At 68.5% G+C, this 25,550-nt stretch carries 20 protein-coding genes; 10 read left to right on the plus strand and 10 right to left on the minus strand.

Annotated features, from left to right (window positions below; all coding sequences use genetic code 11):
- Positions 1–8: 8 nt before the first annotated feature.
- The 5 genes from AB0E69_RS14030 to pseB all read right to left on the minus strand — a co-directional run bounded on the left by AB0E69_RS14030 (position 9) and on the right by pseB (position 5,208).
- A complete protein-coding gene (locus AB0E69_RS14030) occupies positions 9–746 on the minus strand; it encodes a glycosyltransferase family protein (RefSeq protein ID WP_360144119.1) in 738 nt (245 codons plus the stop codon).
- A complete protein-coding gene (locus tag AB0E69_RS14035) occupies positions 734–1,549 on the minus strand; it encodes a hypothetical protein (RefSeq protein ID WP_360144122.1) in 816 nt (271 codons plus the stop codon). The genes AB0E69_RS14030 and AB0E69_RS14035 overlap by 13 nt, the downstream gene beginning before the upstream one ends.
- On the minus strand, positions 1,549–2,922 hold the full coding sequence (locus tag AB0E69_RS14040) for a hypothetical protein (RefSeq protein ID WP_360144125.1): 1,374 nt from the start codon (positions 2,920–2,922) through the stop codon (positions 1,549–1,551). The genes AB0E69_RS14035 and AB0E69_RS14040 overlap by 1 nt, the downstream gene beginning before the upstream one ends.
- A gap of 172 nt (positions 2,923–3,094) precedes the next feature.
- Positions 3,095–4,222: a UDP-4-amino-4,6-dideoxy-N-acetyl-beta-L-altrosamine transaminase gene (pseC, locus tag AB0E69_RS14045; protein ID WP_360144128.1), complete on the minus strand. Its 1,128-nt coding sequence runs from the start codon at positions 4,220–4,222 to the stop codon at positions 3,095–3,097.
- A gap of 2 nt (positions 4,223–4,224) precedes the next feature.
- On the minus strand, positions 4,225–5,208 hold the full coding sequence (pseB, locus tag AB0E69_RS14050) for a UDP-N-acetylglucosamine 4,6-dehydratase (inverting) (protein ID WP_360144131.1): 984 nt from the start codon (positions 5,206–5,208) through the stop codon (positions 4,225–4,227).
- Positions 5,209–5,383: 175 nt separating this feature from the next.
- Here pseB and AB0E69_RS14055 point away from each other — a divergent pair, with 175 nt between their 5' ends.
- Entirely contained in the window at positions 5,384–6,406 is a 1,023-nt protein-coding gene (locus AB0E69_RS14055) for a spore coat protein (protein ID WP_360144134.1), read from the plus strand.
- Here the strand turns inward: AB0E69_RS14055 and AB0E69_RS14060 are convergent.
- The gene (locus AB0E69_RS14060; protein ID WP_360144137.1) at positions 6,399–8,624 is read right to left on the minus strand and encodes a hypothetical protein; all 2,226 of its coding nucleotides are present in this window, start codon (positions 8,622–8,624) and stop codon (positions 6,399–6,401) included. The genes AB0E69_RS14055 and AB0E69_RS14060 overlap by 8 nt on opposite strands.
- Before the next feature lie 119 nt (positions 8,625–8,743).
- On the opposite strand from AB0E69_RS14060, the gene AB0E69_RS14065 reads away from it, so the two are divergent.
- From AB0E69_RS14065 to AB0E69_RS14085, 5 genes are all read left to right on the plus strand, one after another.
- The gene (locus tag AB0E69_RS14065) at positions 8,744–9,496 is read left to right on the plus strand and encodes an N-acetyltransferase (RefSeq protein WP_360144140.1); all 753 of its coding nucleotides are present in this window, start codon (positions 8,744–8,746) and stop codon (positions 9,494–9,496) included.
- Positions 9,497–9,564: 68 nt separating this feature from the next.
- The gene (locus AB0E69_RS14070; RefSeq protein ID WP_360145922.1) at positions 9,565–11,820 is read left to right on the plus strand and encodes a glycosyltransferase; all 2,256 of its coding nucleotides are present in this window, start codon (positions 9,565–9,567) and stop codon (positions 11,818–11,820) included.
- Positions 11,820–12,641: a hypothetical protein gene (locus tag AB0E69_RS14075; RefSeq protein WP_360144143.1), complete on the plus strand. Its 822-nt coding sequence runs from the start codon at positions 11,820–11,822 to the stop codon at positions 12,639–12,641. Before AB0E69_RS14070 ends, AB0E69_RS14075 begins: the two co-directional genes overlap by 1 nt.
- Positions 12,634–14,331 carry a hypothetical protein gene (locus tag AB0E69_RS14080; protein ID WP_360144146.1) on the plus strand — a complete coding sequence of 566 codons (1,698 nt, stop codon included), beginning with the start codon at positions 12,634–12,636 and terminating at the stop codon, positions 14,329–14,331. The genes AB0E69_RS14075 and AB0E69_RS14080 overlap by 8 nt, the downstream gene beginning before the upstream one ends.
- Entirely contained in the window at positions 14,328–16,478 is a 2,151-nt protein-coding gene (locus AB0E69_RS14085; protein ID WP_360144149.1) for a glycosyltransferase, read from the plus strand. Before AB0E69_RS14080 ends, AB0E69_RS14085 begins: the two co-directional genes overlap by 4 nt.
- Here AB0E69_RS14085 and AB0E69_RS14090 read toward each other — a convergent pair.
- On the minus strand, positions 16,461–17,951 hold the full coding sequence (locus AB0E69_RS14090) for a class I SAM-dependent methyltransferase (protein ID WP_360144152.1): 1,491 nt from the start codon (positions 17,949–17,951) through the stop codon (positions 16,461–16,463). The genes AB0E69_RS14085 and AB0E69_RS14090 overlap by 18 nt on opposite strands.
- A 67-nt stretch (positions 17,952–18,018) precedes the next feature.
- On the opposite strand from AB0E69_RS14090, the gene AB0E69_RS14095 reads away from it, so the two are divergent.
- On the plus strand, positions 18,019–18,792 hold the full coding sequence (locus AB0E69_RS14095; RefSeq protein ID WP_360144155.1) for a hypothetical protein: 774 nt from the start codon (positions 18,019–18,021) through the stop codon (positions 18,790–18,792).
- Complete coding sequence (locus tag AB0E69_RS14100; RefSeq protein ID WP_360144158.1) at positions 18,789–19,586, plus strand: hypothetical protein; 798 nt, start codon at positions 18,789–18,791, stop codon at positions 19,584–19,586. Before AB0E69_RS14095 ends, AB0E69_RS14100 begins: the two co-directional genes overlap by 4 nt.
- Here AB0E69_RS14100 and pseI read toward each other — a convergent pair.
- Positions 19,583–20,635, minus strand: a complete 1,053-nt coding sequence (pseI, locus tag AB0E69_RS14105; RefSeq protein ID WP_360144161.1) for a pseudaminic acid synthase — start codon at positions 20,633–20,635, stop codon at positions 19,583–19,585. The two genes, AB0E69_RS14100 and pseI, sit on opposite strands and share 4 nt — an antisense overlap.
- Position 20,636: 1 nt before the next feature.
- Positions 20,637–21,143 carry a GNAT family N-acetyltransferase gene (locus AB0E69_RS14110; protein WP_360144164.1) on the minus strand — a complete coding sequence of 169 codons (507 nt, stop codon included), beginning with the start codon at positions 21,141–21,143 and terminating at the stop codon, positions 20,637–20,639.
- An 83-nt stretch (positions 21,144–21,226) separates the two neighbouring features.
- On the opposite strand from AB0E69_RS14110, the gene AB0E69_RS14115 reads away from it, so the two are divergent.
- Complete coding sequence (locus AB0E69_RS14115; protein ID WP_360144167.1) at positions 21,227–22,804, plus strand: family 10 glycosylhydrolase; 1,578 nt, start codon at positions 21,227–21,229, stop codon at positions 22,802–22,804.
- Here AB0E69_RS14115 and AB0E69_RS14120 read toward each other — a convergent pair.
- On the minus strand, positions 22,801–25,206 hold the full coding sequence (locus AB0E69_RS14120) for a hypothetical protein (RefSeq protein WP_360144170.1): 2,406 nt from the start codon (positions 25,204–25,206) through the stop codon (positions 22,801–22,803). The two genes, AB0E69_RS14115 and AB0E69_RS14120, sit on opposite strands and share 4 nt — an antisense overlap.
- Before the next feature lie 102 nt (positions 25,207–25,308).
- Here AB0E69_RS14120 and AB0E69_RS14125 point away from each other — a divergent pair, with 102 nt between their 5' ends.
- Positions 25,309–25,548, plus strand: a complete 240-nt coding sequence (locus tag AB0E69_RS14125) for a hypothetical protein (RefSeq protein ID WP_360144173.1) — start codon at positions 25,309–25,311, stop codon at positions 25,546–25,548.
- Positions 25,549–25,550 lie beyond the last annotated feature (2 nt).

Consider the following 25,550-nt stretch of genomic DNA (forward strand, 5'->3'; position numbering starts at 1 on the left):
GTGCGCTGTTACTCGCCGAGCTTCTTCTGCTCGATGTGTGCGTTGAGGGCGGCCAGCTCGGGGTGGGCGTCCAGGATCGCGACCAGTTCGGCGCAGCTGAGCCGCGGCGCGTCGTAGTCCTCGATCAGGGCGTCGAGCAACTTCCAGTCGTCCGCGGTGTCCAGCGTGAGCCGGTACTGCGAGCCTCCGCCGGCCCACGGCAGGTTCAGCAGCCGCATCTCGCCGGACCGGTTCTGATGCAGGTACGGCGTGACGTGCTCGCGGTCCGCCTTGAGCGTGGCTTTCGCCTCCGCGTCGTACAGCCGGGCCGCGGAGAAGATCTCGTAGTCCATGCCGCGCGGGTAGGTCCGCTCCAGGCAGTTCGAGATGTACAGGTCGAGGTCCTGCTCGGCCCGCCAGCGATCGACGCCCGCGGCAACGATCTCCGGGTCGATCAGCGGGCAGTCCGACGTCACCCGGACGATCCCGTCCAGGTCGTGCGCGCGGGACGCGCCGGCGAACCGGCTCAGCACGTCGTCCTCGCTGCCGCGGAACACCGGGATCCCGGCCTCCTGGCACACCTGCACCACGAGGTCGTCGTTGAAGTTGGTGGTGGTGGCAACGATCACCGGCAGCCCGGTCCGGCCGAGCCGGTCCAGGTGGTGCTCGAGGTACGTCCGGCCGCCCACGCTGAGCAGGACCTTGGCCGGCAGCCGGGTGCTGGTCACCCGCACCTGGGTGATGACGCCAATGTTCAGGGGTTCCATCGGAACAACTCCCGGATCTCGGCCGGGCCGGCGACGTGCTCGACGCCCAGCTCGGTGTCGGTGAACTCACGGGCGATCGCCGGCGGAACGAACGGCTGGTCCAGCTCCGGCCAGAGCCGCTTGATCCGCGCCTGGCCGCCGAAGGACGGGTGCTCGTTCTCCAGCACCATGGGATCACCGTAGACCCCCGGCTGCAGGCCGAGCGAGGCGCCGTACAGAACAGCGGAGCTGAGCCGGTTGGAGGCGACCCGGGTGTGTCTGCGCAGCTCGCGCAGCTGCTTGACCAGGAACTTCGCGTCGGTCTTCCGCCAGTGCAGACCGCGGTAACCGTGGGTGATGACGCGGAAGCCGGCGTCCTCGTATACCTTGCGGATGGCGGGCTGCTGGTACTCGTTCCAGTACAGGCAGGCGGTCACCGGGCCGGTCTCATGCTCGTTGATCGAGGCAACGATCCGGCCGTGGTCGCCAAGCACGTGCTGGCCCTCCCAGCCGTGGAACGGGTAGAAGATGGTGCCCTGGGCACCTTTTGCCTGGGTGGCGAGCTCCGGGTGCACCTTGAGCAGGTACAGCCAGACCGAGCCGATCACCGAGTAGTTGCGCAGGCCCATCGAGTGGCCGCGGCGGCGGACGCTGTCGGACCAGACGAACTTCGGCATCCCCGGCGCGAAGTTCGTCCCGTGCGCGAATCCGTCGAGGATGTTCCACCCGTGCTGCAGGTACCCCCAGATCCGCGGCGGCTTCGGGAGCCCCGCGTACGACGCCATGATGTCGGCGTGCCCGTAGAAGTGGTTGGCGTGGTGCATCAGCGCCGTACCTTCCGCAAGACGCGTTTCAGCCGGCGGCGGATCACGCGGGCCGGATTCATCACCGCGTGCCCGACGCGGTACGGGCGCGATCGCCGGATCCCGCTGACGGTCCCCTCGAACAGGATCGCCCGCGCGCTCGCATGCGCCAACTCGTCCGCCAACCGCGCCACGGTCTGCAACTGCTCCGCACTACCTCGCGGCCGGACGACCTCGTCGGCGGTGAACTCTCTCTCCGGCACCGTGATGCCGGCCATCGCCGCGAGCCGCGCGGTCAACGTGTGCGGATCCGCGGCGGCCGGCCATGGTTGCCGAGAGCCACTTTCCAGCACGCGCCGTGCGAACCGCACCAGATGCTGGACGATGTCGCCTTCCTGCGCCTCCCCGAACAAGCGGTACGACGCCCCATCAACAATCACGTTGTCAGGCGCCCCCGCTCCACCCCAGGCCGCATACTCAGGAATCACCCGCCGAAGCTCCGCTTGATCATCACAGCGCAGGGCCGTCATCAGGTGTTCCTCGAGCAGTACGCCCGTCCCGCCCGGCACAGCTCCCTCGGGTAGCACCTCAGGGGTCTCCACACCACACACGAAGTACCAAGCCGGTGCCAGCTCCAGACCCAGCCCAGCCCTCGCCGAATCCAGCACCAGACGATAGGGATCCATCAGTACTGGACCTTCGTTGCGGGAGGCAAAGGATCTCGCTCCGACGACGGCTGCGAATCCCTCCACCTGCGTGAAGGCGACGTCTGCCTCGACAAGTGATGGAAAGGCAGCGTAGGTCTGGGTGGCTGCCAGGCCGGCTGTTTGCAGGGCGGCCTGGAGGGGCTTGAGGCCGGCCGGCGCGGTGTCGGTGACGTCTCGGCCCCAGTCCTCGTCCCGGGGGAGCGCGGCCGTGATGTCGGGCTGGACCAGCCGCTCAAAGCCGAACGCATTCTCGGCCCCCAGCAAGAACCGCCCACCCGGTGCGAGCCGCCCGGTCAGCCGTTCCAACGCCGAAGCCCAGGTAAACCGAGCAGTATCCGGACCAACCACGCGCTCGAGCCCGTCCAGTGCCACGACCACGTCGTACGTGTCATCCGCGGCGAAGCGATCGAGAGATCCGCAGAAGATCTGACCCTTGGGTAGTTCTTCAGCCAGCTCTTCGGCGTCAGGCGCCGACCGCACCAGCAGGTCAACCGACGCCGCCCGGGACGTGACCAGCCGGACCAGCTCTGCGGCGTGCGGGCCGGCGATCAGGACGTTGTCGGACGGCTGGAGAGTGGCGGCGAGGAGTGCACCAGCGGCTGCACCACCTGCGGCCGGCCGCGCGTCGCCCGGATGCAGATCCGACCAGTTGAGCATCTCTCCGCCGATCAGATTCGATCGGGTCACATCAGTCACTTTAGTGCCCCCTGGATGGCGTGGATCGACGCTGGGCCCGCCCAGGCACGCGCCTCGCTGCGTTGGAGGAGCGTCCACGATGAAACCCGCATCGAGGACGCTCCTCCGCCTTGCGATGCACGCACCTGGACGACCCCATCGTTCGATCCACGCCATCCAGGGGTCACTGGCCAACCAGTTCGATAAGAGTCTCGATCACCCGGTTGACGTCACTGTCGGTGAGTCCGGGGTAGAGCGGTAAGGACAGTTCTTCGGCGTAGTAGCGCTCGGCGTTCGGGCACAGGCCGCGCTGGTAGCCCTGGTGCGCGAACACCGGGTGCCAGTACACCGGAAGGTAGTTGACCTGTACGCCGATCCCCGCGGCTCGCATCCGCTCGAAGATCTCCCGGCGCCGGCCGTCGAGGACGCGGATCGGGTACAGGTGCCACATCGGATCGACCCCGGCGCGCTGCACCGGCGTTCGCAGGCCGTCCACCCCGGCGAAGGCCTCGTTGTAGCGCGCTGTGATCGCCGTACGCCGGGCCTTGAACTCCGCGAGCCGCCGCAGTTGGGACAGCCCGAGCGCCGCGCCGAGATCGGTCAGGCGGTAGTTCACGCCGTACTCGTGGACCTCCTGGTGCCACGGACCCTCGTCCTTGAGCTCGAAGCGCTCCGGGTCGCGGACGAGACCGATGAAATGGAACTCGTGGGCTCGCTGGGCGGTTGCCGGGTCCTTACAGACGACCGCGCCGCCTTCGCCGGTGGTCAGGTTCTTGGTGGGGAAGAAGGACATGGTGGTGACGTCGGCGAGGTCGCCTACCGGGCGATCGTTGGCGTAACCACCTACTGAGTGGGCGGCGTCGGCCAAGGTCTTCGCGCCGACTCTGTCTGCGAGGGGCTGCAGTGCGTCGTAGTCGGCGGATTGGCCGGCGTAGTCGACTGCACTGATGACCCTGGATCGATCAGAAAGCAGGGCTTCCACAGCGGCGGGGTCGATCAGACCAGTGTTGTAGTCGATGTCGGCGAAGGTGATGCGCGCGCCGAGGAGAGCCGCGCAGGACGCCGTGGCTACGAAGGTCATCGGGGTGGTGATGACCTCGTCGCCGGGGCCGACGCCGAGGGCGGCGTACGCGATGTGCAGGGCCGCGGTCCCCGACGTACAACTCACCGCGCGATGTCCGCCGGCCAGCTCCGAAACGGCCTGCTCGAAGGCAGTCACCGTCGGTCCGGTGGTCAGCCAGTCACTCCGCAGTACCGCGGTGACAGCCTCGATGTCAGCTTCCGAAATCGACTGCCGTCCATAAGGCAACACGGTCAGGTGTCGCTCTCGAGGATCTTGCGGATCTGTTCGATCGAGTACCACTGGTCGTTGGTGTCCGAGGCGTAGTGGAAGCCGTCCGCCACCGGGCGGCCGTCGGCCGGCGGCAGGTAGCCCCAGCTGGCGAGGTCGGGCTGCAGGACGAAGCGGTTGCCCAGCGTCAGCGCGCGGCGGCCTTCCTCCGGGCTGATCATTTCCTCGTGCAGCTTCTCGCCCGGGCGCAGACCCATGTCGTGCATCTTCGCGCCGGGCGCGATCGCCTCGGCCAGGTCGGTGACCTTCATCGACGGGATCCGCGGCACGTACAGCTCGCCGCCGGTCATCAGGTCGAACGAGTCGACCACGAACTCGACCGCCTGCGGCAGCGTGATCAGGAACCGGGTGCAGCGCAGGTCGGTGATCGGCAGCGACTGCCCGGCCGCGTGCAGCGCGCGGAACTTCGGGATGATCGAGCCGCGGCTGCCCATCACGTTGCCGTACCGGACCACGCTGAAGCGGGTGTCGTACGCCGCCGCGTAGTGGTTGCCGTTGATGAACAGCTTGTCCGCGGTCAGCTTGGTCGCGCCGTACAGGTTGATCGGGCTGGACGCCTTGTCCGTGGACAGCGCCACGACCCGCTTGACGCCCGAGTCGATCGACGCCTCGATCACGTTCTGCGAGCCGATCACGTTGGTCTGGACGAACTCCCACGGGTTGTACTCACCGCTGTCCACCTGCTTGAGCGCGGCTGCGTGGACGACGTAGTCGACCCGGTGCATGGCCCGCAGCAGCCTGGACCGGTCGCGGACGTCGCCGAGGAAGAACCGCAGCCGCGGGTCGTCGCCGAACAGCTGGCGGACCTCCCACTGCTTCAGCTCGTCGCGGCTGAAGACGATGATCCGCCGCGGGTTCAGCTGGTCCAGCGCGTGCCGTACGAACGCCCGGCCGAACGACCCGGTACCGCCGGTGACCAGGATGTCGGAGCCGGTGAGGATGGACACGCGAGCGGGACCCTTCTGACGGACAGTTCCGAGTAGTGCACACGCGGTGCGGACCTCGAAACAATAGCTGCCCGGCGCGCGACCCCCTCAATCCACCATCTCAGGACCGTGTGATCAAACGTACGATCCCGGCCCGGACCGAAGAAGTGGGTAGACAGCCGATACGGTCTGGGGCGTGAAGCGCGTCGGGGTGCGATGTGATGTCGGGCCGGCCCGGGGGATCGGGCACGTGATGCGCTGCCTGGCCCTGGCCGAGGAGCTTCGGCGGCGCGAGCTCGAGGTCGTGTTCGTCTGTGATGCCCACACCGTGCCCTGGGCCGCCGCGCAGATCGCCGCCCGTGGCGTCACCGTCGAACCCGCGGTCTGGTCGGCCGCCGACCACGTCGAGCTGTTCGCCCGGCTCGAGCTGGACGCGGTCGTGTTCGACTCCTACGACCTGGACGCGAGCGTGTACCCAGCTGTGCGCGCGGCCGGTCTCCCCACGCTCGCGATCGTCGACGGCGACTTCCGTGGCGCCGCGGCCGACGTCCTGGTCGACCAGAACCTGGCCGCCGAGCTGGACCATCCGGCGCTGCCACCGGGCTCCCATAGGCTGGCTGGTCTGGAGTACGTGATGATCCGCGACGAGATCCTGGCGCACCGCCCGGCCGAACCACCCGCGCCGCGAGCGGTCGACGTACCGAAGGTCTTCGCGTTCTTCGGTGGTACGGATGCCTTCGGTGCTGCTCCGCACGTGATCCGCGCCCTAGCGGCGTCTGGAGCACCCTTCGAAGCGACCGTCGTCGCAGCAACCCCGGACCTGGCCACCCGCATAGCGGCTGTGGACCTCAGACCGCACCAACAAGTCCACGTGATCGAGCCAACGGACCAGCTGGCTGCCGCGGTGCGCTCGTCCGACCTGACCATCAGCGCCTCGGGTACGTCGACCTGGGAGCTGCTGTGCCTCGGCGCCACCGCTGGACTCGTGTGCGTGGTCGACAACCAGGTGATGGGCTACGAGCGTGCGATCGCCACTGGTACGGCGGCCGGCGTAGGGGTGCTGTCTGACCTGCAAGCGGACCCGTCGAGCGCAGCCGGCGTACTGAAGCAGCTCCTGACCGAGCCGGCCGAGCGGGCTCGCCTAGCCGCCGCTGGGTGGGAGCTGGTCGACGGTAAAGGGCGCGAGCGGGTAGCTGACGCCCTCCTCGACCTCATCTGAGCTCGTAGATCGTTGCGTCCAGCGTCGCGTGCCGGAGCGCGACGTAGTTGCGGAGGGCCGGTGACACGTTGCCGACCCGGTTGTCGGCGTACAGCCAGCGCACGCCGGCCTTGCGCAGCCGGTCGATCGCTGCCGGGCTCGGTGACTTGAAGGCTGCGTCGTTGGCGGCCAGCTCGTCACGGTTCCAGTACGGGATCAGGCTCGGGTTGCCGCCGGTCGTGACCGCGACCCGGTTGGCCTGGTTCGAGTAGGACCAGCCCTCGATCATCACTGGTCGTTCGGACAGCGCAGCGAGCCAGAAGTGCCGGCTGTCGCAGAGGCCGTCGCGCTGGATGATGCAGTGCGCGTTGGTGGCGACCAGCTCACCCGGCTTCGTGTTCCGTCGCAGCCACCGCGCCGCACCGGCCTCCGCAGCCGTGGCGCCGCCGCGGAACGGGTGACCGAACACCAGGTTGGACGTCTTGTCCGACACGAACGCCTCCAGCGGAACCAGAGCCGCACCGATCATGCAGGCTGCCACTGCACCACCTAGCAACGCCACGAAGAAGCTCCCAGGCCGGCGTAGCAGCTTCCACGCCACCGCCACGACCAGAGCAACCACCACAACGGCTGCGACTGTCCACAGCCACGGCTGCTTGAGTCCGTGCGCGTCAGAAGACAGGGACCGCGCCACCGCCAGACCAACCAGTCCAAGCGCTCCGGCCGCTCCAACCAGCACCACCGCCCGCCGGTCCCCGAGGCGACCGACCAGATTGGCGAGCCCGACGGACGCGAGTACGGCGATGACCGGGAAGGCTGTCCGCAGGAAGTACATCTGGCTGACTCCCGACTGCGTGGTCAGCACCGTCCCGAGCAACCCCGCGACCGTGACGCCGAGCAGGAAGACCGCGCCGACGTCCCGCCACTTCCGTCCGAGGAAGAACACTCCCGACGCGGCCAGTGCCCACGCCAGCAGGGTGGTTGCCCCTGACAACAACTTGGCGTGCGGATTGTCGATGACCAGCGCGTACGGCGCCAGCTGTTCGAAGGTCCGGAACGGGTCCACCTCCGTGCCCCAGGTGCTGCCGCCGAAGATCGTGATCAGCGCGGCGACGAAGATCACCAGCGACAGCCCACCGCCGATCAGCGCTGTCCGGCTCTTCTCCCGGCTCACCCCGAGCTGCAGGAACGCGAACGCGAACCCGGTCCCGACCAGCGGCAGGATCGTCGACTTCGCGCCGGCCGCGACCAGCATGAGCAGGATCAGCAGCACCCACCGGCTCCGCGGCGTACTGGACCGCAGCAGGTCGACCGCCACCAGACAGACCGACAGTGCGATCAGTACGCCGAGGTTCTGCGTCGGGCTGAGGTACGCCGCAACCGATGTCGCGAGCCCGCCCAGCCCGGTGTCGGTCAGCGGCTGCACGGTCCCACCGAGCCCGGCGATGAACACCGCGAGCGGCCCGGCCCAGGTAGCGCCCGACTCCGCGGTCGGCACGAACCGGGAGGCCAGCGCGAACACCAGTCCGCAGCCGGCGAAGAACAGCGGCAGCCAGCTCAGCGTGTGGATCAGGTCGGTCAGGTCGATCCGCGTACCCCACGCCGTCGCGGCCGTCGCCTGGTGGAAGAACGTGTGGTACTTCATCGGCTCGCCACCGAGCCACAGCGTGGAGATAGGTACGTCGTACTTCGCACTCGCCGCCAGCGCCTGCTGGAACGCCAGATCGGGGTACGCGCGCAGCGGGTCCGTGTACGCCGGGAGGAACTCGGCCGGCCCGCGCCGGTACACAAGCAGCACGACCACCGCCGTCGATGCCGTGAGCAGCCAGGCCTGCACTGGGCGGAGCGGTCGCTCTACCCGGCGCCATACCCGCTCCCGGGCGTCCCGGTCAACGAACGCGACCACCAGCACGATCGGCGCCCACACCCACGACCACGCCTGCAGACCGATCGACGAACTGGCCAGGTAGACGACCACCTGGGCTGCAGTCCCCACTGCGAAGCCGGCAGCCAGGTCCTCGACCAGGTTGCGCCCGTACGAGCCGACCAGCCGCCACAGCGCGAACCCGGGCAGTGCGACCGCGACCACGGTGAAGCCGACGAACCGGACCAGCTCGAAGAAGGTCGAGTGCAGTGCGAGCAGCACCAACGCCAGCACCACGGTGGTGGCACCGGCCACCAGTCCGGAAAGAGAAGGCCCCGCAGCCCGCGGCCCCCGCCGCCTCGCTCTCGCGCGCATGTGGCAACCCTAATGGGAAGACCGGGGTGGTGGGGCGGGGAAGGTATTTGTTGAGCCGCGTCACGCAATGGTTGAGTTACGAGGCGTAGCAGCGGGAGACCGACTAAGCTCAGCGCTCTATGAGTTGGTACGACGCGCTCGAAGCCGGTGAGTTGACCGTGCGGCCGTCCGTTGAGGCAGCCAAACGGTTCGGAGTCTCCATCGACCGGATGTCGGTGTCCGCTTCCGCGGGTACGCCGTTGGCCGAGGTCCTGGCCGCTGTCGAGCGGTCGACCGCCGACGTGATCGTGCTGCGCTACCCGGCCCGCGAGACCACCTGGTTCGCCGCGCTGGCGAGCGGGCCGCGGCAGGCGCTGTTGGCCGACACCGTGGTCTACTGGTCGCTCCCGGCCGGCAAGGGCCGCCGGCCCGCGCCGCTGGCCGGCTTCGCTGCCAAGCTCGAGCCCGAGGCCGACGACGAGCTCGTGGACGACCTGGTCGCGGACGTGTTCGGCGACTCGGGCAACCACTACTGCTCGAACCCGATGTTCGACCGGGCCCAGGCGCTGGCCGGCCGCCAGGAGTGGTCCCGCCGCCGGATCGCCGATGCCGGTGCGGTCGTACTGCGTGGTCCGGACCGGCGCGTGCTGGCCCTGGCCGCGATCGACCAGCAGCGGTCGTGGACCGAGATCCAGCTGGCCGGCGTCGTACCCGCCGAGCAGGGCCGCGGCCGGTACGGGCACCTGCTGGCCGCGATCGAGGACGCCTGCACAACCAGGCGGCTGGTGGTCTCCACGCAAGCGCACCAGACCGGAATCCAGCGGATCTGGGCGCGGTACGGGTTCGAACCCGTGCATAACCTTCTGACGGTTCACCTCGTTGCCGCTACGTAGGCGTGTGCTGGGGGCCACGCACCGCTGACCTCGAGGGGAGACACACCGTAGTGGTGCCGCGGTTGAGCGTGGTGGTGCCTTTCTACGGCGTGGGCGAGTACCTCGGCGCGTGCTTGGAGTCGATCGCCGGACAGGCCTGGACCGATTTCGAGGCGATCCTGGTCGACGACGGCTCCCCGGACGACAGCGCGGTGGTCGCGAAGGAGTTCTGCGCCCGCGACTCCCGCTTCCGGCTGGTCCAGCAGGAGAACGCCGGTCCCGGACCGGCGCGCAATCGCGGGATCGCCGAGTCGGTCGGTGAGTACCTCGCCTTCGTCGACGGCGACGACCTCGTCTCGCGGTACGGGTTCGCCGCGCTCGTCCGGACGCTGGACCGGACCGGCTCGGACCTCGCCGGCGGGAACGCGCGGCGGTTCAACAACAGCTTCGGGGTGCGGCCGTCGTGGCTGCACCGGCAGCCGTTCGCCCGGGTCCGGCACGCGACGCACGTGACCGAGTTCCCCGACCTGGTCCTCGACCGGATGCTCTGGAACAAGGTCTACCGGCGGTCGTTCTGGACCGAGTACGGCTACACCTTCCCGGCGATCCGCTACGAGGACTACCCGGTCGCGCTCAACGCGCACCTGGACGCGGTGACCGTCGACACGATCACCCAGGCGGTCTACTACTGGCGCGAGCGCGAGTCCGGAGAGTCGATCACCCAGCAGAAGTTCCAGCTCGGCAACATCCGCGACCGGGTGGTCTCGGCCGGGATGGTGATGGACCTGGTCGAGGACGCCGTACCGGTCGTCCGCCGGCGGACGCACGCGCATCTCGCGCAGATCGACCTGCTGACGCTGATGTCCGCGTTCGGGACGGTGCCGCCCGAGGAGGAGCAGCACCTGGTCGACCTGTCGCGCGAGCTGCTCGACCGGCTCGACGACGATGTACTGGCTGCGACTCATCGGTACGACCGGATTCAGCACGCGGCGCTGCGGGCCGGCGACGTCGAGTTGCTGCGGCGGCTGGCGATCTTCCGGAACTCCGGTGGTCTGCGGGGTGGCGCGCGTGTCGTGTCACGGCGGCGGCAGCTGGAGTACAACTACCCCGGCCTGGGCGAGACCGTCGTACCGCGGGAGCTGTACCGCGTGGTGGACAAGGACCTGGCGCTCTCGACCTCGGTGCGCGAGGTGGCCTGGGTCGACGGCTCGTTGTCGATCAAGGGGACCGCTGAGATCCGGCACCTGGCGACCGATCGGTCGTCGTCGGTGCAGATCGCGCTGTGCGTGGGCGAGGCGTCGTACCCGCTGGAGGTACGGCGCTACCCCGCGCTCGACCTGCACGGAGACCAGACGCTGGTCGGGTTCGAGGTCCGGCTCGATCCCTCGTTGCTGATGCTGTGTACCGGTGCGCCGGCGCACTTCGAGGTGCAGATGAAGTCGGGGCGGCGGGTGCGCCGTGCGATGCTCGGCGGGCAGGGTCCGGGGAGCCCGGGGTGGCCGCCTGGTGCGTGGATCGACGCGACCAACTGGATCCAGCCGGGTCCGGGGACGCGTGGGTGGTTCTCGTTGCGGCGGCTGACCGACCCGTGCCGGCTGACCTCGGTCGAACAGACCGACGACGCGTTGGTGCTCCATGGCACCGCCTCCTTCGACGAGCCTGCGCTGTTCGTGACCCGGCCGGTGGTCGGCGGCGAGGAAGAGATCCCACTGGAGGTGTCCGGTCGCGACTTCACTGCGCGGATCATGGTCCGGGACGTGCTCGGGCAGACGCAGCCGGATGATCCGTTCGGCCAGCGGACAACGCGGGTGTTCCGCGTGCGCGACGCCGAGGGGCAGCAGCGGGTGCTGTTGTGGACTGCCGGTGACGCAGCAGTGTCGCGGGTCGAGGACGGCCGGGTGGTGACGCTGACGCGGTCGACCGGTGGGTACGTGAACCTGCACGAGGCGCCGGTTCGGACGACGGCGGTGTCTGTCGTTGCTGAGGGCAACATGTTGGTCGTGCGCGGGTCGCAAGGTGGTGACGTCACCTTCGGCTGGCGGCGGTACCTGGCCGAGTCCGACGACCACCTCGACGTACCGTGCCGCCGTACCGAGACAGCTGACGGCTGGTCCGCGGCCGCCGACGTCGACCTGCTGATCCCGGCGACCGTCGTGAAGGCCTCGGTGGATCCGCTGGCGGCGCTGGCCGACTGGATCCTGTTCGCCACCCGCCCGGACGGTACGGCGCACGCCGTCCAGTGCGAACCGTTCCTGTGCAGCCGACTGCCGTTGACGATCTCCCGCGAGGCGCATGCGCTCGCTGTCCGCCCGCACGCCGGCACTCTGCACGTGGAGGTGCGCTGATGCATCATCACAACCACTACTACGGCCAAGCGCACATCCTGTCGCGGTACGCCGGGTTCGACTTCGACCACCCGCCGCGGTTGCGGGGGTACCTCCAGCACGGCTGGAACATCGGCTGCGGCTGGAACCCGGTGCACGAGTTCTACGACGGTGCGTGGCGCTTCACCTGGAGCGACGCGCCGCGGCGGCGCGGGCACGCGCTGGGCCGACGGAACTACCACAGCATCGGTGCGCCCTTCCTCTACCTGCTGGACCTGGAGCCCTTGGTTGAGGAGGAGGAGCGTGAGGGCACGCTGTGGTTCCTCTTCCACGGGTGGGAGGGCGGCAAGATCCACGGTGACCACCGGCGGTTGATCGACGAGATCCGGGAGACCGAGCCGGGGCCGGTGACGTTCAGCCTGTACTACACGGAGTACGAGCGGCCTGAGGTGCGCGGGTTCTACGAAGAGGCCGGGTTCCGGGTGGTGTCGTTCGGGAAGCGCGGGTTCTCCTACGAGGGGACCGACCGGCGGTTCCTGTTCAAGCAGCTGGCCGAGCTGCGCAAGCACAAGCGGGTGGCCGCGAACCGGTTGTCGACGGCAATCTTCTACGGCATCGCCGCCGGCTGTGAGCCTGCCGTCTACGGCGACCCGATGGAGATGGACGGCGAAAACCCCCTCTTCGGCGGCCAAGGCCGGATCGAGCGGCTGTGGCCGGAGCTCCTCGGCAAGTCCATCGACCTCGAGGCGGCCCGCGCGACCGCGGACCTCGAGCTCGGCAAGCCGTGGATGGTGCCGCCCGCGGAACTACGCAGTTTGTTCGATTGGAGAGAGCGTGTCTGAGGTCCAGGTGGTCCGCGGCGAGATGCAACCGTGGACAGACGCAACCACCCCACACCCGGCCCTGGCGGCCATCCTCGCCGACACCCTCCCCGCCAACCGCCGAACCCTCATCCTGGGCCCGCACTCACCCCAGCTGGTCGAGTCGGTCCTGGCCCACTCCGCCGACGTCACCATCCTGCTGAGATCGGTCACCGATGCCGAGCAGTTCGCCAACGACTTCGGTCCCAACCTCCACGTCGTCACCGGCGCCCTCGATGGCCTGCAGTCGAACCCCTACGAAGTGATCGTTGCGGCGGACGGGCTCGATCGGGTCCTCGGCTATGACAGCGCGGACCTCTCGTGGAGCGATCGTCTTGCCGCGTTGACGTCGCTGGCAGCTCCGGACGCGGTCGTCGTACTGGGTCTCGAGAATGAGTTCTCGCTGCTTAACCTGCTCGACAGCCGTCCGGCCGACGAGCGTCACGGTGACGACGAGTGGCGTCCGCTGCACGACGACCCCACCCGCCCGGTGTCCATCGACCAACTCAAGGCGGCCCTCCCGTGGCCCGCGGAGGTGTACGCCGACTTCGGCTCCCGCACCTTCATCCATGCTGACGTAGCGGAACGCGCCCGGCCCGGTGAGCTACCGACCCGCCTGGCGGTGAGCGCCCTGGAGGCTGTCGACACTCCACTCCTCTCCCCAGCGGCCGAAGGTGTCGAGACAGCGTCCCGCGCCGCTCTCCTCGGCTCCATCCCCACCGGCTGGCTGGCCGTCTGCGGCACCCAGGTTCAGCACGCCATCTACGCGCAAACCGGCCCAGCAGTCCTCACCGCCAACCAAACCCCCACCGGCTGGTCCACCACCAACCGATCGGACGCCGGGGGCTCGGCTGACTCCGCCGAGCGGTCGGCATCGGCAGGAGGTTTGCTGCGGTTCGACCCGACGGTCGTTCCGGCGGAGGTTCCCGGGGGAGTCTCGGTCGAGACGGTGCTCTTCCGGCTTGCTGCCGCGGAGGACGTTCCCGCCTTCCGCAAGCTGGCGGCGGACCTCGGTGAGTGGGTGACTGCATCGAACGTGGTGTTGAGCTGGGACGACCTCATCCTCGACGGGACCTCGTTCGCGCGTGGCGTCTCGGCGTGGGTGACCGACGTACCAGTCGCGAAAGAAGACCTGCTGACGGCTGCCTGGTCACGCTTCCACGACCGGCTGATCGGTCAGCATCGTCGCCACCCCTGGCCGCCATGGCTGGTGGGCGACGACCTGATCTCCGCCTGGCTCGGCATGTCCGGTGTCGAGCCGCCTGAGCAGATCCAGGCGACCGGTCCCGGCGCCGAGTCCGCCGCCGGCGAGCAAGTTGCCTACGGCAAGCAGCTGGCCGGCGCGCTGGCCGCCGTACTGGAAACGCACGACGCGAGCGTCGACGTCCGCAGCACCCTCGCCGCCGCCGAGGAAGCCAAGCGCGAACTCTTCGAGCTGAAGGGCCACGTCTACGGCCTGGAACGCACTCTCGGATTCCGGAACAAGGCCATGAAGACCCGCGAGAACCGCATTCGCGAGCTCCGCACCCAGCTGCAACGGCTGACCGTCGACCACGACCGGATCCGCGGATCGCGTACGTACGCCGTCTCCCGGGTGATCTTCCACGCCGCGCAGGTCCGCAAGCCGAAGACGGTCGCCCGCAAGCTGGCCAGGCGGATCCGCAAGCGATGACCACCCCGCGCCTGAGTGTGGTGGTGCCGTTCTACAACGTCGGCGCGTACCTGGGGGACTGCCTGGACTCGATCGCCCGGCAGACCTGGTCCGACTTCGAGGCGATCCTGGTCGACGACGGCTCCCCGGACGACAGCGCGGTGATCGCGAAGGAGTTCTGCGACCACGACCCGAGGTTCCGGATCGTCAGCCAGGACAACGCCGGCCTCGGCCCGGCACGCAACACCGGGGTGGACCACGCGGTCGGCGAGTACCTGACCTTCGTCGACAGCGACGACCTGGTCACCCGGCACGGCTTCGGTCTGCTCGTCCGCGCCCTCGACCGCACCGGCTCGGATTTCGCCGCGGGCAACGCGCGACGGTTCAACAACAGCTACGGCGTACGGCCGTCGTGGTTGCACAAACAGGCCTTCACGGAGGACCGGTTCGCCACGCACATCTCCGAGACACCGGAGCTCGTGCTCGACCGGATGGTGTGGAACAAGGTGTACCGGCGGTCGTTCTGGGACGACTTCGGCTACCGCTTCCCGGCGATCCGCTACGAGGACTACCCGGTCACGCTCAAGGCGCACCTCGACGCCGTCACCGTGGACACGATCGCGGCGCCGGTGTACTTCTGGCGCGAACGCGAGTCCGGCGACTCGATCACCCAGCAGAAGTTCCAGCTCGCGAACCTCCGCGACCGGGTCGTCTCGGCCGGGTTGGTGCTGGACCAGCTCGACAACGTCCTCCCCGAACTCCGCGAACGGGTGCACGCCCATTTCCGGCAGATCGACCTGCCCGCGATGTTCTCCGCCTTCGGCACGGTCCCGCCGGAGGAGGAGCAGCACCTGGTGGACCTCACGGCTGAGCTCCTGGGCCGTCTCGATCCACCTGTTCTCGACGCCCCACGCATCGATCAGCTGCGGTACGACGCCCTCCGCACGGGCGACGTCTCGTTGTTGCACGACCTGGCGCTCGATCCGGACGCCGCGCAGGACAAGCTGCAGCTCACGAGCGCCGACTTCACCCTCGCGACGAGCGTCCGCGACGTGACCTGGATCGACGGCGAACTCTCCATCCGCGGCACCGCCGAGATCCGGCACCTGCAGACGCGACCCTCGCACCTCAGGATCGCGCTCGTGATCGCCGGCCGGCGCTACCCGTTGCGGGTACGCCGGCATCCTGCGATCGACCTGCGCGGTCAGGAGAACCTGGTCGGCTTCGAAGTACGGCTCGACCGTGAGCTGCTCGCGAAATGCACGGCCGGCCCGTCGCACTTCGATGTACGGATGCGGGTCGGCGGGATCCGGCGCCAGGACGTACTGCGCGGCCAGCGGGCCGGGAGCCCGGGCTGGTCGCCGGGTTCGTGGATCGACGGGACGAACTGGATCCAGCCGGGACCCGGCAAGGACGGGTGCTTCGCCGTACGGCGGTTGTCGGATCCGTGCCGGTTGACGGCGGTCGAGCAGACGCCGGACGCATTGGTGTTGCACGGGCGGTCGGCGTTCGACGAGCCGTCGTTGTTCGTGACCCGGCCGTTGTCGGGTGGTGAGGAGCAGATCCCGCTGGAGGTCTCCGGGCGCGACTTCACCGCGTGGCTGCCGGTGCAGCCGATCCTCGAGGAGATCAACCCGGACGATCCGTTCACGCAGCGGACGACGCGGGCGTTCCGGGTCCGCGGGTCCGACGGGCGCGAGCAGGTGCTCCTGTGGACCGCGGGGGATCGGCTGGTGTCGCACGCCGAGGGCGGGCGGGCGGTGATGCTGACCCGGTCGACCGGCGGGTACGTGAACCTGCACGAGTCGCCGATCCGGCAGACCGCCGTGTCGGCTGTTGCTGCGGGCAAAATGTTGGTCGTGCGCGGGCCGGACTGGGGCGACGCGTCGTTCGCCTGGCGGCGGTACCTGGAGGACTCCGACGATCACGTGGATGTCGAGTGCCGTCGTACCGTGTCGGACGACGGCTGGGCGGCCGTGGTCGACATCGCCGACCTGGGGCCGGCCGAGTGGATCCTGTTCGCGACCATGCCGGACGGGACCTCGCACGCGGTCCAGTGCGAGCCTTTCCTGTCCAGCCGGCTGCCACTGGCAGTCCGCCGCGGTCGCCGCACGCTGACCGTCCAGCCGCTCGCCGGGACCCTGCATGTGTTAGCGACGGGCAACTAACAACTGGTGGGTGACTGGCCAGTCGACCAGGTCGCCGGCAGGTGTGGTGATGGAGGCAACGGGTGCGATTCGATTGTCGACCACCCAATCGTTGCGCCAGGCATGTGACGCCGGGTCGATCGTAAAGCTGGCCTTCTCCGCAACTGCCGTCCATCCACGGAAGTCGAGACCGCAGAACTGCTCGTGGGTCTCGCTCAACCAGTTGTCGACGTAGTCCTTGCGGGTGAGGAAATCCATCGCATCCGCGAGCCGGAGCGTGAGCTTGCCGCCATCCTCGCGGTAATTGAAGGGCACTCTGGCATTCCGGCGGAAGTCGTGCGCGAACTGGAAGAAGCGCGCGCGTGTGGAGAGCTTCTCGACGTACGCCGCTGGGTTGTCGAGGGACTCGAGCTCGGTGGTGGTGTCCGGGTTCGCGCCGTCGCTGTCGTCGAGCCGCAGTACGACGGGGCGATCGGGCTCGTCGGGTCCGCAGACGTCGGAGTTGATCCAGACTCCGTTGGGCGCGGTGTGCGCGAAGAGTGCACCGGCGAAGCGCTGGACGGTCTGTTGCCGGTCGCCGCTGGCGTAGGACCAGATCTCATGGGTCAGTGCGAGCGTCAGAGTGGTGTCGATCGAGCGCGCCGGGAAGACAGCCGAGCCGAGCATGTTGCGCTGGTAGAAATAGACGTTGGGATTGGTGAAGAGGCCTTGCTCCTTCTTGTGCACGCATTCCGCATACAGGTGCCGGGCGACCTCGACGCCGATCAGGTCCGACTCGTGGAACCGCGGGTCCGCGTCGATCAGCTGCAGCGTCGCACCGGTCGCACATCCGATGTCGAGAATTCGTCCCGGCCGGACGAAGTCCTTGATCTGCTGCCATTTCCGGTCGGCGGCCGTTTCGAACGCGTCGGCGTACGTCTTGTAGTCTCGGGTCGTGGTCAGGCCGCCGTCGTCACCCACGACCGGATCGTTCACACACCGTTGGACGTGGGCGTCGAGGGCGTACCGCTCGAACACGTCCACTGTCGCCGGATGCGCCAGCTCCCGCCACTGCTTGTTGCCGGCAGCAATCATCAGCAGCACGTCCCAGGGGCGCGCAGTACCTTCCGGCTCGACCCCGATCACCGTGAACCCCAACTGCTCGTACAACTTGCTGACTTCCGGGGTGGAGCAGGCGACCGTGGTGTTCGCCGGCGTCAACTGGACGAGATCATCGGTCCCGGCCTCGATCGCCTTCACGGTGACCTCGGCGAACTCGTCGGTCGGCGGGGTGTCCACCACGCCCACCACCAACGACCGAATCCCCTCAGCGACACTGAACCGCTCGATCGCTGCCTCCCGCCGATCGAACCGCACCGGGTTCCGCTTGGTGGTCGAGTGGTTGGCCGACGTCACCGCCCACACCACCGTCCGGTCCGCGAACCGCCGCAGGAACTCCCCCTGGAACCGCGTCAACACATGGTGCCGCCCCGGAAACAACAAGTACTCGGTCAATCTCCCGAACCTCTCCTGCGTACCATGCGTCAGACACACACCATGTTCTCAGGGGGGAGGGGCTCCCATGCTCCGGTGGTCCGTGGCTGCCGCATCACTCGCGCTGCTGGCGACGGGCTGTACGGCACCCCCGCAGACGCCGGCGCCCACCTCGCCGCCGGTCTCCGTCTCGCCGTCGGCGACCCGCCTCTCGCCGGTGCCGAGGGCAACGGACACGCCGACGCCGGCGGCCTTCAGGTACCTGGCCACGGACCTGGAGATCGCCCTCCCGAACAGCTTCGCCGGCCACAAGCTGCAGAAGTCGCTCTACCTCTACCCCGGAGCCCCGAACGAAACGGTCCGGCGCGACCCACTGGCCGCCCACCCCCAGGTCTCACCCGAGCTCTGCCGCGACGTCATCCGAACCCAGGGCGTCCCCGGCATCCCCGGCGACTTCATCGCCCCCACCACCCCGTCCGCCAGGGCCTTCACACCGCTCCCGGCAACCACGGCGAACTCCCGCCCGTTCGTGAACGCGGTGGTCGTCGAGTTGTCTCCGGCCCTGGGCGACCGCCTCCTCGACCAGCGCTTGCCACCCCCACCCGAGTGCGCCCACATCCAGGTGGACGGCAAACTCCAGGCCTCCGTCACCGAACGCCCCCTCCCCAACTTCGGCGTCCGAGCCCGGTACATCGTCCGCACCTACCCACTGGAGGGCGCCCAGTGGACCGAACGCACCATCCAGTACCGCACCAACACCTACGTAGGCCTCATCCGCCTGGACGCCCACACCAACCCCGAAGCCCCTTTCCTCACCTTCGCTCAAGCAGTCCGAGACAAGCTGAAGGCGTCCCTCCGATGATCAAAACCCTCACCACAGCAACCTTTATCCTCCTCCTGGCAGGCTGCACCACTCCACGGGCCGACCCGTCACCCACCCCGTCCGCAGCCACCCCATCCGCAACCACCCCGTCCGCGACCGCCTCACCCACGCCAAGCTCGACGTACACCGTCCCGCGGACGACGGTCACGCCGTCGCCCAAGGCGTTCCGGTACCAGCTCGCCGACTTCCAAACGGCGCTGCCGTCGAACTACGACGTCCACCGGCTGCGGGACACCTCCCGGCCCTACCCGCCGCCGACGAACTGGAAGCGGCGGGAGGACCCACTTGCCGGCCACCAGGTGTCACCGGAAGCCTGCCGGGACGTCATCCGGTACAGCGGCGTACCCGGCGTACCAGGCGACTTCGTCACCCCGAACACTCCCCAGGCCGCGGTGCTCGGCTACCTCCACCCAGAAGTCGGCGACTTCGACTCGGCGGTCAGCGTCACCATCGTCGAACTGGCCGGCCCACTGGGCGACCGACTCCTCGACCAGCGCCTACCCACCCCGCTCGCCTGCGCCCACATCCAGATCGACGGCAAACCCCAGGCCTCGGTGGTGGAGCGTCCGCTCCCCGGTTACGGCGTCCGCTCCCGGTACATCGTCCGCACGTACCCGTTCCACGGCAAACCCTTCACCGAGCGCACGCTCCACTACCGCACGGCAAACTATGTGGTCCTCATCCGCCTGAACGACTACAACTCCCCAGAGCGCCATTTCATGGCCTTCGCCGAACAAACCCGGGACCGCCTGCGCGCGGAGCTGAAGAGCTAGAGCAGGTCCCAGGTGAGCGGCGTACCGGCTTTGGCTGGTACTCGGAAGGGGCGGCCTTCGACCTGGGTATAGGCGTCTGGGGGCAGGCCGCCGGCGGGGCGGATCGAGCGGACGTTTTCCCCGGTGATGGGGTCGCCCGGCTCGACGTCGCGGGTGACGAAGAGGGAGCGGCGGAAGCGGAGCACGTTCTGTTCTGCCTGCTTCGGGCCGATGACGGGCTGGCCCAGGGCCAGTTGGGCGATCCGGGTGTTTTCGACCAGGGACTCGAGCTCCCAGGGCTCCAGGGAGAAGGCGCTGTCGACTCCGCCGTCGGCGCGCTTCAGTGTCACGTGCTTTTCGATGACGGTTGCTCCGAGGGCGACTGCGGCCACCGCGGCCCCGATCCCCGTCGTGTGGTCGGAGAGACCGACCTGTACGCCGAGGGCGTCGCGGAGCACCGGGATCGCGCGGAGGTTCGACTGCTCGGGCGGCGCCGGGTAGCTCGCCGTACACGACAGCACGATGATCTGCTCGTTCCCCGTCGACCGCGCGGCCCGGACGGCCGCGTCGATGTCGGTCAGCGTCGCGGACCCGGTCGAGATGATGATCGGCTTGCCGGTCTCCGCCATCCCGCGGACCAGCGGGAGGTCGCCGATCTCGTTCGATGCAACCTTGTACGCCGGCACGTTCAGCTTCTCCAGGAAGTCGATCGCGGTCTGGTCGAACGCGGACGAGAACGCGACCAGCCCGAGCGACGACGCCAGCGCGAAGATCGGTTCGTGCCACTCCCACGGCGTGTGCGCCTCGGCGTACAGGTCGTACAGCCGCGCCTCGCTCCACAGCTCGTGCTCGACCGGTAGCCGGAACGCGGGCAGGTCGACGTCGAGCGTCATCGTGTCCGCGGTGTACGTCTGCAGCTTCAGCGCCTGCGCGCCGGAGTCCGCCACGTTACGGACTATCTCCAGCGCCCGCTCGAGGTCGCCGTTGTGGTTCCCGGACATCTCCGCGATCACGAACGGCTGGTGGTCCGGCCCGACGGGTACGCCGCCGATCTCGATGGTGCCGCTCATGTCATCTCCTCGGAGTTCGACGGTCCTGCTTGCGCAGGCTGATCGGAATCACGGTGACCTCGCGGCCGTCGGCGTACCGGACCTCCGGCGTCCCCTCGACGAACCGGAACCGGCGGTTCATCTGCCGCACGACCGCGTTGTGCTCGAGCACCTCGCCGGTGAGGACGTCGAGGCCGAGCTCGTCGAACGCGTACGCCGTCGCCTCCCGCATCACCTCGATCCAGGCCGGCAGCGTCTCGCCCCGCTCGGCCAGCCCGTCCGCGTCGAGGAAGAACCCCCACGACCCCGCCGTACCGTCCAGGTCGAAGAAGTTCACCACGCCCGCGGTGACGTCACTCCGCGTGTAGATCAGCACCCGCCGCGACGGGTCCACCGAAGTCTTCGCCCACCACGCAGCGTGCTCGTCCGCGGAGATCTCGTGCGACGTGATACTCACGTCCCGATTCGCCCGCTGGTTCCGCAGCCGCCGGATCGTGTCGACATCGTCGTCAGTCGCAGCCCGCAGCATGTCCCTAACCTAGCGTCTTCCCGAAGGGCGTCTGATGTGTAAACATCTTTCCATTTCACCGGAGAGCGTGGTCGGAGAGTGACATGAGAGTCTGGCGAGCAATGGGTGTCCTTGGTGTGGCGGCAGGACTGCTGCTGAGCGGTCTGTCCGGTACTGCGTCGGCCGCGCCGAGTCCGGCCGAGCAGCAGAGCTGTGCGCCCAACCCCGAGACGCCGCTCCGGCAGTTCCGGGCGAGCTGGATCTCGTCGGTGGTGAACATCGACTGGCCGTCCAAGACCGGCCTGACCGCGGCGCAGCAGCAGGCCGAGCTGATCTCCTGGTACGACGACGCGGTCCGCCAGCACCACAACGCCGTCATCCTCCAGGTCCGCCCGACCGCCGACGCGTTCTGGCCGTCGACGGTCGAGCCCTGGTCGCAGTACCTGACCGGTCACCAGGGCGGCGACCCCGGCTACGACCCGCTGGCGTTCGCCGTGGCGGAGGCGCACAAGCGGAACCTCGAGCTGCACGCGTGGTTCAACCCGTACCGCCTGTCCATGGGCACGGACCTCAACGCCCTCGTCCCGACCCACCCCGCGCGGCTCCACCCGGACTGGGTCGTCACGTACGGCGGCAAGCTGTACTACAACCCCGGCATCCCGGCCGCCCGCAAGCTGGTCGAGGACGCGATCATGGACGCGGTCTCGCGGTACGACCTCGACGGCGTGCACTTCGACGACTACTTCTACCCGTACCCGGTGGCCGGCCAGGTCTTCAACGACGCCGCGACGTTCGCGCAGTACCCCGACGGCTACACCAACCTGCAGGACTGGCGGCGGCACAACATCGACCTGCTGATCCAGGAGATCGGCCAGCGGATCAAGGCGATCAAGCCGTGGGTGAAGTTCGGCATCTCGCCGTTCGCGGTCTGGCGGAACAAGGCGACCGACCCGGAGGGCACCGACACGACCGCGGGCGTCCAGACGTACGACGACCTCGCCGCCGACACCCGGAAGTGGGTCCGCGAGGAGTGGATCGACTACATCGTCCCGCAGGTGTACTGGGCGGGCGGCTTCGCACCGGCCGACTACAACAAGATCGTGCCGTGGTGGGCGGACCAGGTCCGTGGCACCCACGTCCACCTCTACATCGGCGAGGCGACGTACAAGGTCGGTATTTCGACGCAGTCGCCGGACTGGGCCGACCCGCAGGAGCTGAGCGACCACCTGGCGTTCGACAGCGCGATCCCCGAGGTGAAGGGCAACATCTACTTCTCCGCCAAGGACGTACGCGCGGACCGGCTCGGCGCGACCACGCTGCTCAACAACACCTGGTACACCAAGCCCGCGCTGGTACCAGCGATGCCCGCACTCGACTCTCGACCGCCGCTCCCGGTACACGCGGTCCAGGCAACCCGAGCTACCGACGGCGTGCATGTGAAGTGGCAGCGCACGTCCAGCGACACCACGTCGTACGCCATCTACCGCCGCGAACTCCTGGGCGGCGACCACTGCCCCGACAACGACGCCCGCAACCTACTGGCCACCATGCGCTCGACCGGCACCCCCCAGACCTTCGTCGACACCACCGCAGTCCCCGGCAAGCCCTACCTCTACCTGGTAACCGCCCTCGACCGCCTCTCCAACCAAAGCATCCCCATCCCCGCAGTCTCCATCCGCTAAGGGGTTTTGAGTCCCGGCGTGGTTGTGGACTGCGTCGGGACCGAGTTGGTGGGGAACGTTGGCGTGAAGCTGGGTGGCGTGCTGGTTGGGAAGGTGGAAGAACCGGTCGGGAAGCTCGAGGGACTGGTTGGAAGGCTTGAGGAATTGGTTGGTGTGCTGGTCGGGAAGCCCGGGGTGGGTGAGCTGGCGGTGGGTGTTTTGGTGGGGTTTTCGGGGGCTGGTGGGTAGATCTGGTAGACGCGGACGGTTCCTAGCTGGAAGCGGAGTTCGGTCAGGCGGTCCAGGTTTTTCGGGGGCGTGCTGACTCGTTCGTCGAGGAGCAGCCATTGGACGTTGTACTTCGTGCGGAGGGTTTCCAGCACCTGTCGGCTCGGGTTGCTGAAGACCTCGTCGTTCAGCTTCAGCATCTCCTCGTCCCAGAACGGGCCCTGCACGCCGGCTGGGTACGTGTCGTCGACGCGGGTCCGGTACGACCACCCCTCCACCAGCACGCGGCGCTCGGCGTACCCGGCGATCCAGTAGGAGCCGGTCAGGCAGTGTGAGGCGCGGGCGAGGTGGCAGTGCAGGTTCGTGGCGATCCGGTCGTCGGACCCGGAGTTCCGCCGGATGAACCGGGCCGCCTCGATCCCGCCCGGTGCGATGGACTCGTAGGCCGTCAGCGGCGGCGAGGCGAACTTCCGTACCGAGGCGACCGTCGGCGACACCGTCGTACCAAGCAGCACCGCGACCGCGATAACAGCCCAGGTACGCCGTGAGCCACGCAGTACCAGCCCGAACACGCCAATGCCGATCGCTGCGATCACCAACGCGACCGCCAGCCCCTGACCGAAGCAGGTGGTCGACGTGCACGACCCAGGGGACCGGTAGCGCCCCCAGTAGACCGCAGCGCCCCCGATCGCCAGCGCAACCCCAGCGATCCAGTACTGCCGCCGCTCCAGCGACCCGAGCCCCCACGTCGCCAGCAGGACGCCGAAGACAAACCCGGTGCGGACGAAGAACAGCTGCGTCTCGCCCTGGTCAGACAGCAGCGAAGACATCGCCACCGCAGCAACAAACCCAGCAACCAGGAAGACCGGCATCGGGTCCCGCGGCAGCCGCCGCTTGATCAGCAACGCCCCAACTAAAGGCATCACCCACCCCACCACGACCACAGCACCTATGACCGCAACAGCAGACCCACCACCCATCCGGTCCGCCAGGGTCTTGAACGTCGCCCCCGGATCGAATCGCACACTCGACGCCACCCCACCAAGCACCAGGAAGAACGTCAGCGCGTACGCCGCAGCCACGCCAACCCCCAGCACCAGTGCCCGCAGGTTCAACCGCCCGCGCCGCACCGTCAGGTAGATCCACGCGGCGGCGACACCGGTCGCGTAGACCGGCAGCGTCGTCGCCTTCGTCAACGCCAGCGCAGCAACCAGCACGCCTGCCGCGACGTACAGCCGAAACAACTGCCCACGAGTAGTGCCCGGCTTGCGCCGCAGCAACAACGCAGTGACGGCCACCAACGGCAGCAACAGAACAGTGGAGAAGGCCTGCGGCGGATTGGTCAGCTGACCCAAGGAAAACGGACCGTCCGCGAACACCCGATCGGAAACCGCCCGGGGCCAAGCAACCAGGTCACCAGCCGCCACTGTGAGCCCAGCAGCGATCGGTGCGGCCACAGCGCGACCCGTCAGCAGCATGCCGACCGCGGCAGCCCCCAGCACGGTCAGCAGGATCCATGCGAACGGGACCATCCGGTGCGTCAGCACGTCCAGCGGGATGCTGGTGATCCAGTGCGCCGACGCGATGTGGTCGTACGCCGCCCAGTGGCCGGTCAGCCACTTCCCGTCGGCGTACGGGACCCGCGGCGGGAAGTGGTGGGTCACCTCACCGGCTAGCGCGAGGTTGTGCGGCGCATCGGAGTTCGGCCGGAGCGCCTCGTCACCGGTGAGTGGGATGAGCCGTGCACCAACCCGCACGAACCATGCGGCCGCCACACCCACCGCGACCATCGCGCCCGCGATAGCCCACCACGGTGTCGGCCGCTCGGTCGGCTTGTTGCGGGGGAGCGTCCGCCAGACACCGGTCGCGAGCGCCGGCATCAGCAGCGCCGCGAACGGCATGCTGAACATCATCCCCAGCGGATAGACCAGTGCCTCGACGGCCAGGCCGAACGACGTACCCAGCACCACGTCCGCGGCGAACCAGCCGGTCCCACCCGTCAACCGCCGCCAGAACAGCGTGCCCGGTACGACGACCACCACGAGCAGGTAGCCCAGGTACGCCCCCGGCATCCACGGTGGGTGTTCCTGCAGCGCGACGAACCAGGCCAGCGGCAGCACCGGCAGGCTCGCCACCGCCGCCACCCGCTTGCCCCGTCCAGCCACGTGCTGCTTCCGCCGGGCGCGCCTGATCATCGGCAAAGTGTATGAGTCGCCGGAGTCGCGAACCGTTTACGCTCGTGATTCTTCCGTTTACACTCGGTAATCTCCCAGATCCTGCCGTGCTTGGGAGGTTCGATGGTCGCCCTCCACATCGCCGGTCTTCCGGTCGAGGAAGTGCTGCTCGCCGCGCTGGCCGCCGCCGGTCCGTTGATCGCCCTCATCGGTCTCGAGTTTTCCACCCGCGTCAAACGCTTGCGCACCTGGCTGCGTGTCCGCCGGGAGCCCCGGCAGCCCGTGGCCGAGGAGGACGGAGACGCTAGGCTTCGGGGTTATGAGTTCGGTGGCGCGGGGTCGGGTCCGGGAGTTGATGGGTGAGG

The sequence above is a fragment of the Kribbella sp. NPDC026611 genome (assembly GCF_040638345.1).
In the GTDB taxonomy this organism is placed as follows: domain Bacteria; phylum Actinomycetota; class Actinomycetes; order Propionibacteriales; family Kribbellaceae; genus Kribbella.

Coding starts and splice junctions, on each gene's coding strand:
- AB0E69_RS14075 (WP_360144143.1), top strand. CDS start 11,820: ATGCATCATCACAACCACTACTACGGCCAAGCGCACATCCTGTCGCGG.
- AB0E69_RS14065 (WP_360144140.1), top strand. CDS start 8,744: ATGAGTTGGTACGACGCGCTCGAAGCCGGTGAGTTGACCGTGCGGCCG.
- pseI (WP_360144161.1), bottom strand. CDS start 20,635: ATGAGCGGCACCATCGAGATCGGCGGCGTACCCGTCGGGCCGGACCAC.
- AB0E69_RS14085 (WP_360144149.1), top strand. CDS start 14,328: ATGACCACCCCGCGCCTGAGTGTGGTGGTGCCGTTCTACAACGTCGGC.
- AB0E69_RS14030 (WP_360144119.1), bottom strand. CDS start 746: ATGGAACCCCTGAACATTGGCGTCATCACCCAGGTGCGGGTGACCAGC.
- AB0E69_RS14060 (WP_360144137.1), bottom strand. CDS start 8,624: ATGCGCGCGAGAGCGAGGCGGCGGGGGCCGCGGGCTGCGGGGCCTTCT.
- AB0E69_RS14125 (WP_360144173.1), top strand. CDS start 25,309: ATGGTCGCCCTCCACATCGCCGGTCTTCCGGTCGAGGAAGTGCTGCTC.
- AB0E69_RS14035 (WP_360144122.1), bottom strand. CDS start 1,549: ATGCACCACGCCAACCACTTCTACGGGCACGCCGACATCATGGCGTCG.
- AB0E69_RS14095 (WP_360144155.1), top strand. CDS start 18,019: ATGCTCCGGTGGTCCGTGGCTGCCGCATCACTCGCGCTGCTGGCGACG.
- AB0E69_RS14120 (WP_360144170.1), bottom strand. CDS start 25,206: ATGATCAGGCGCGCCCGGCGGAAGCAGCACGTGGCTGGACGGGGCAAG.
- AB0E69_RS14115 (WP_360144167.1), top strand. CDS start 21,227: ATGAGAGTCTGGCGAGCAATGGGTGTCCTTGGTGTGGCGGCAGGACTG.
- AB0E69_RS14100 (WP_360144158.1), top strand. CDS start 18,789: ATGATCAAAACCCTCACCACAGCAACCTTTATCCTCCTCCTGGCAGGC.
- AB0E69_RS14110 (WP_360144164.1), bottom strand. CDS start 21,143: ATGCTGCGGGCTGCGACTGACGACGATGTCGACACGATCCGGCGGCTG.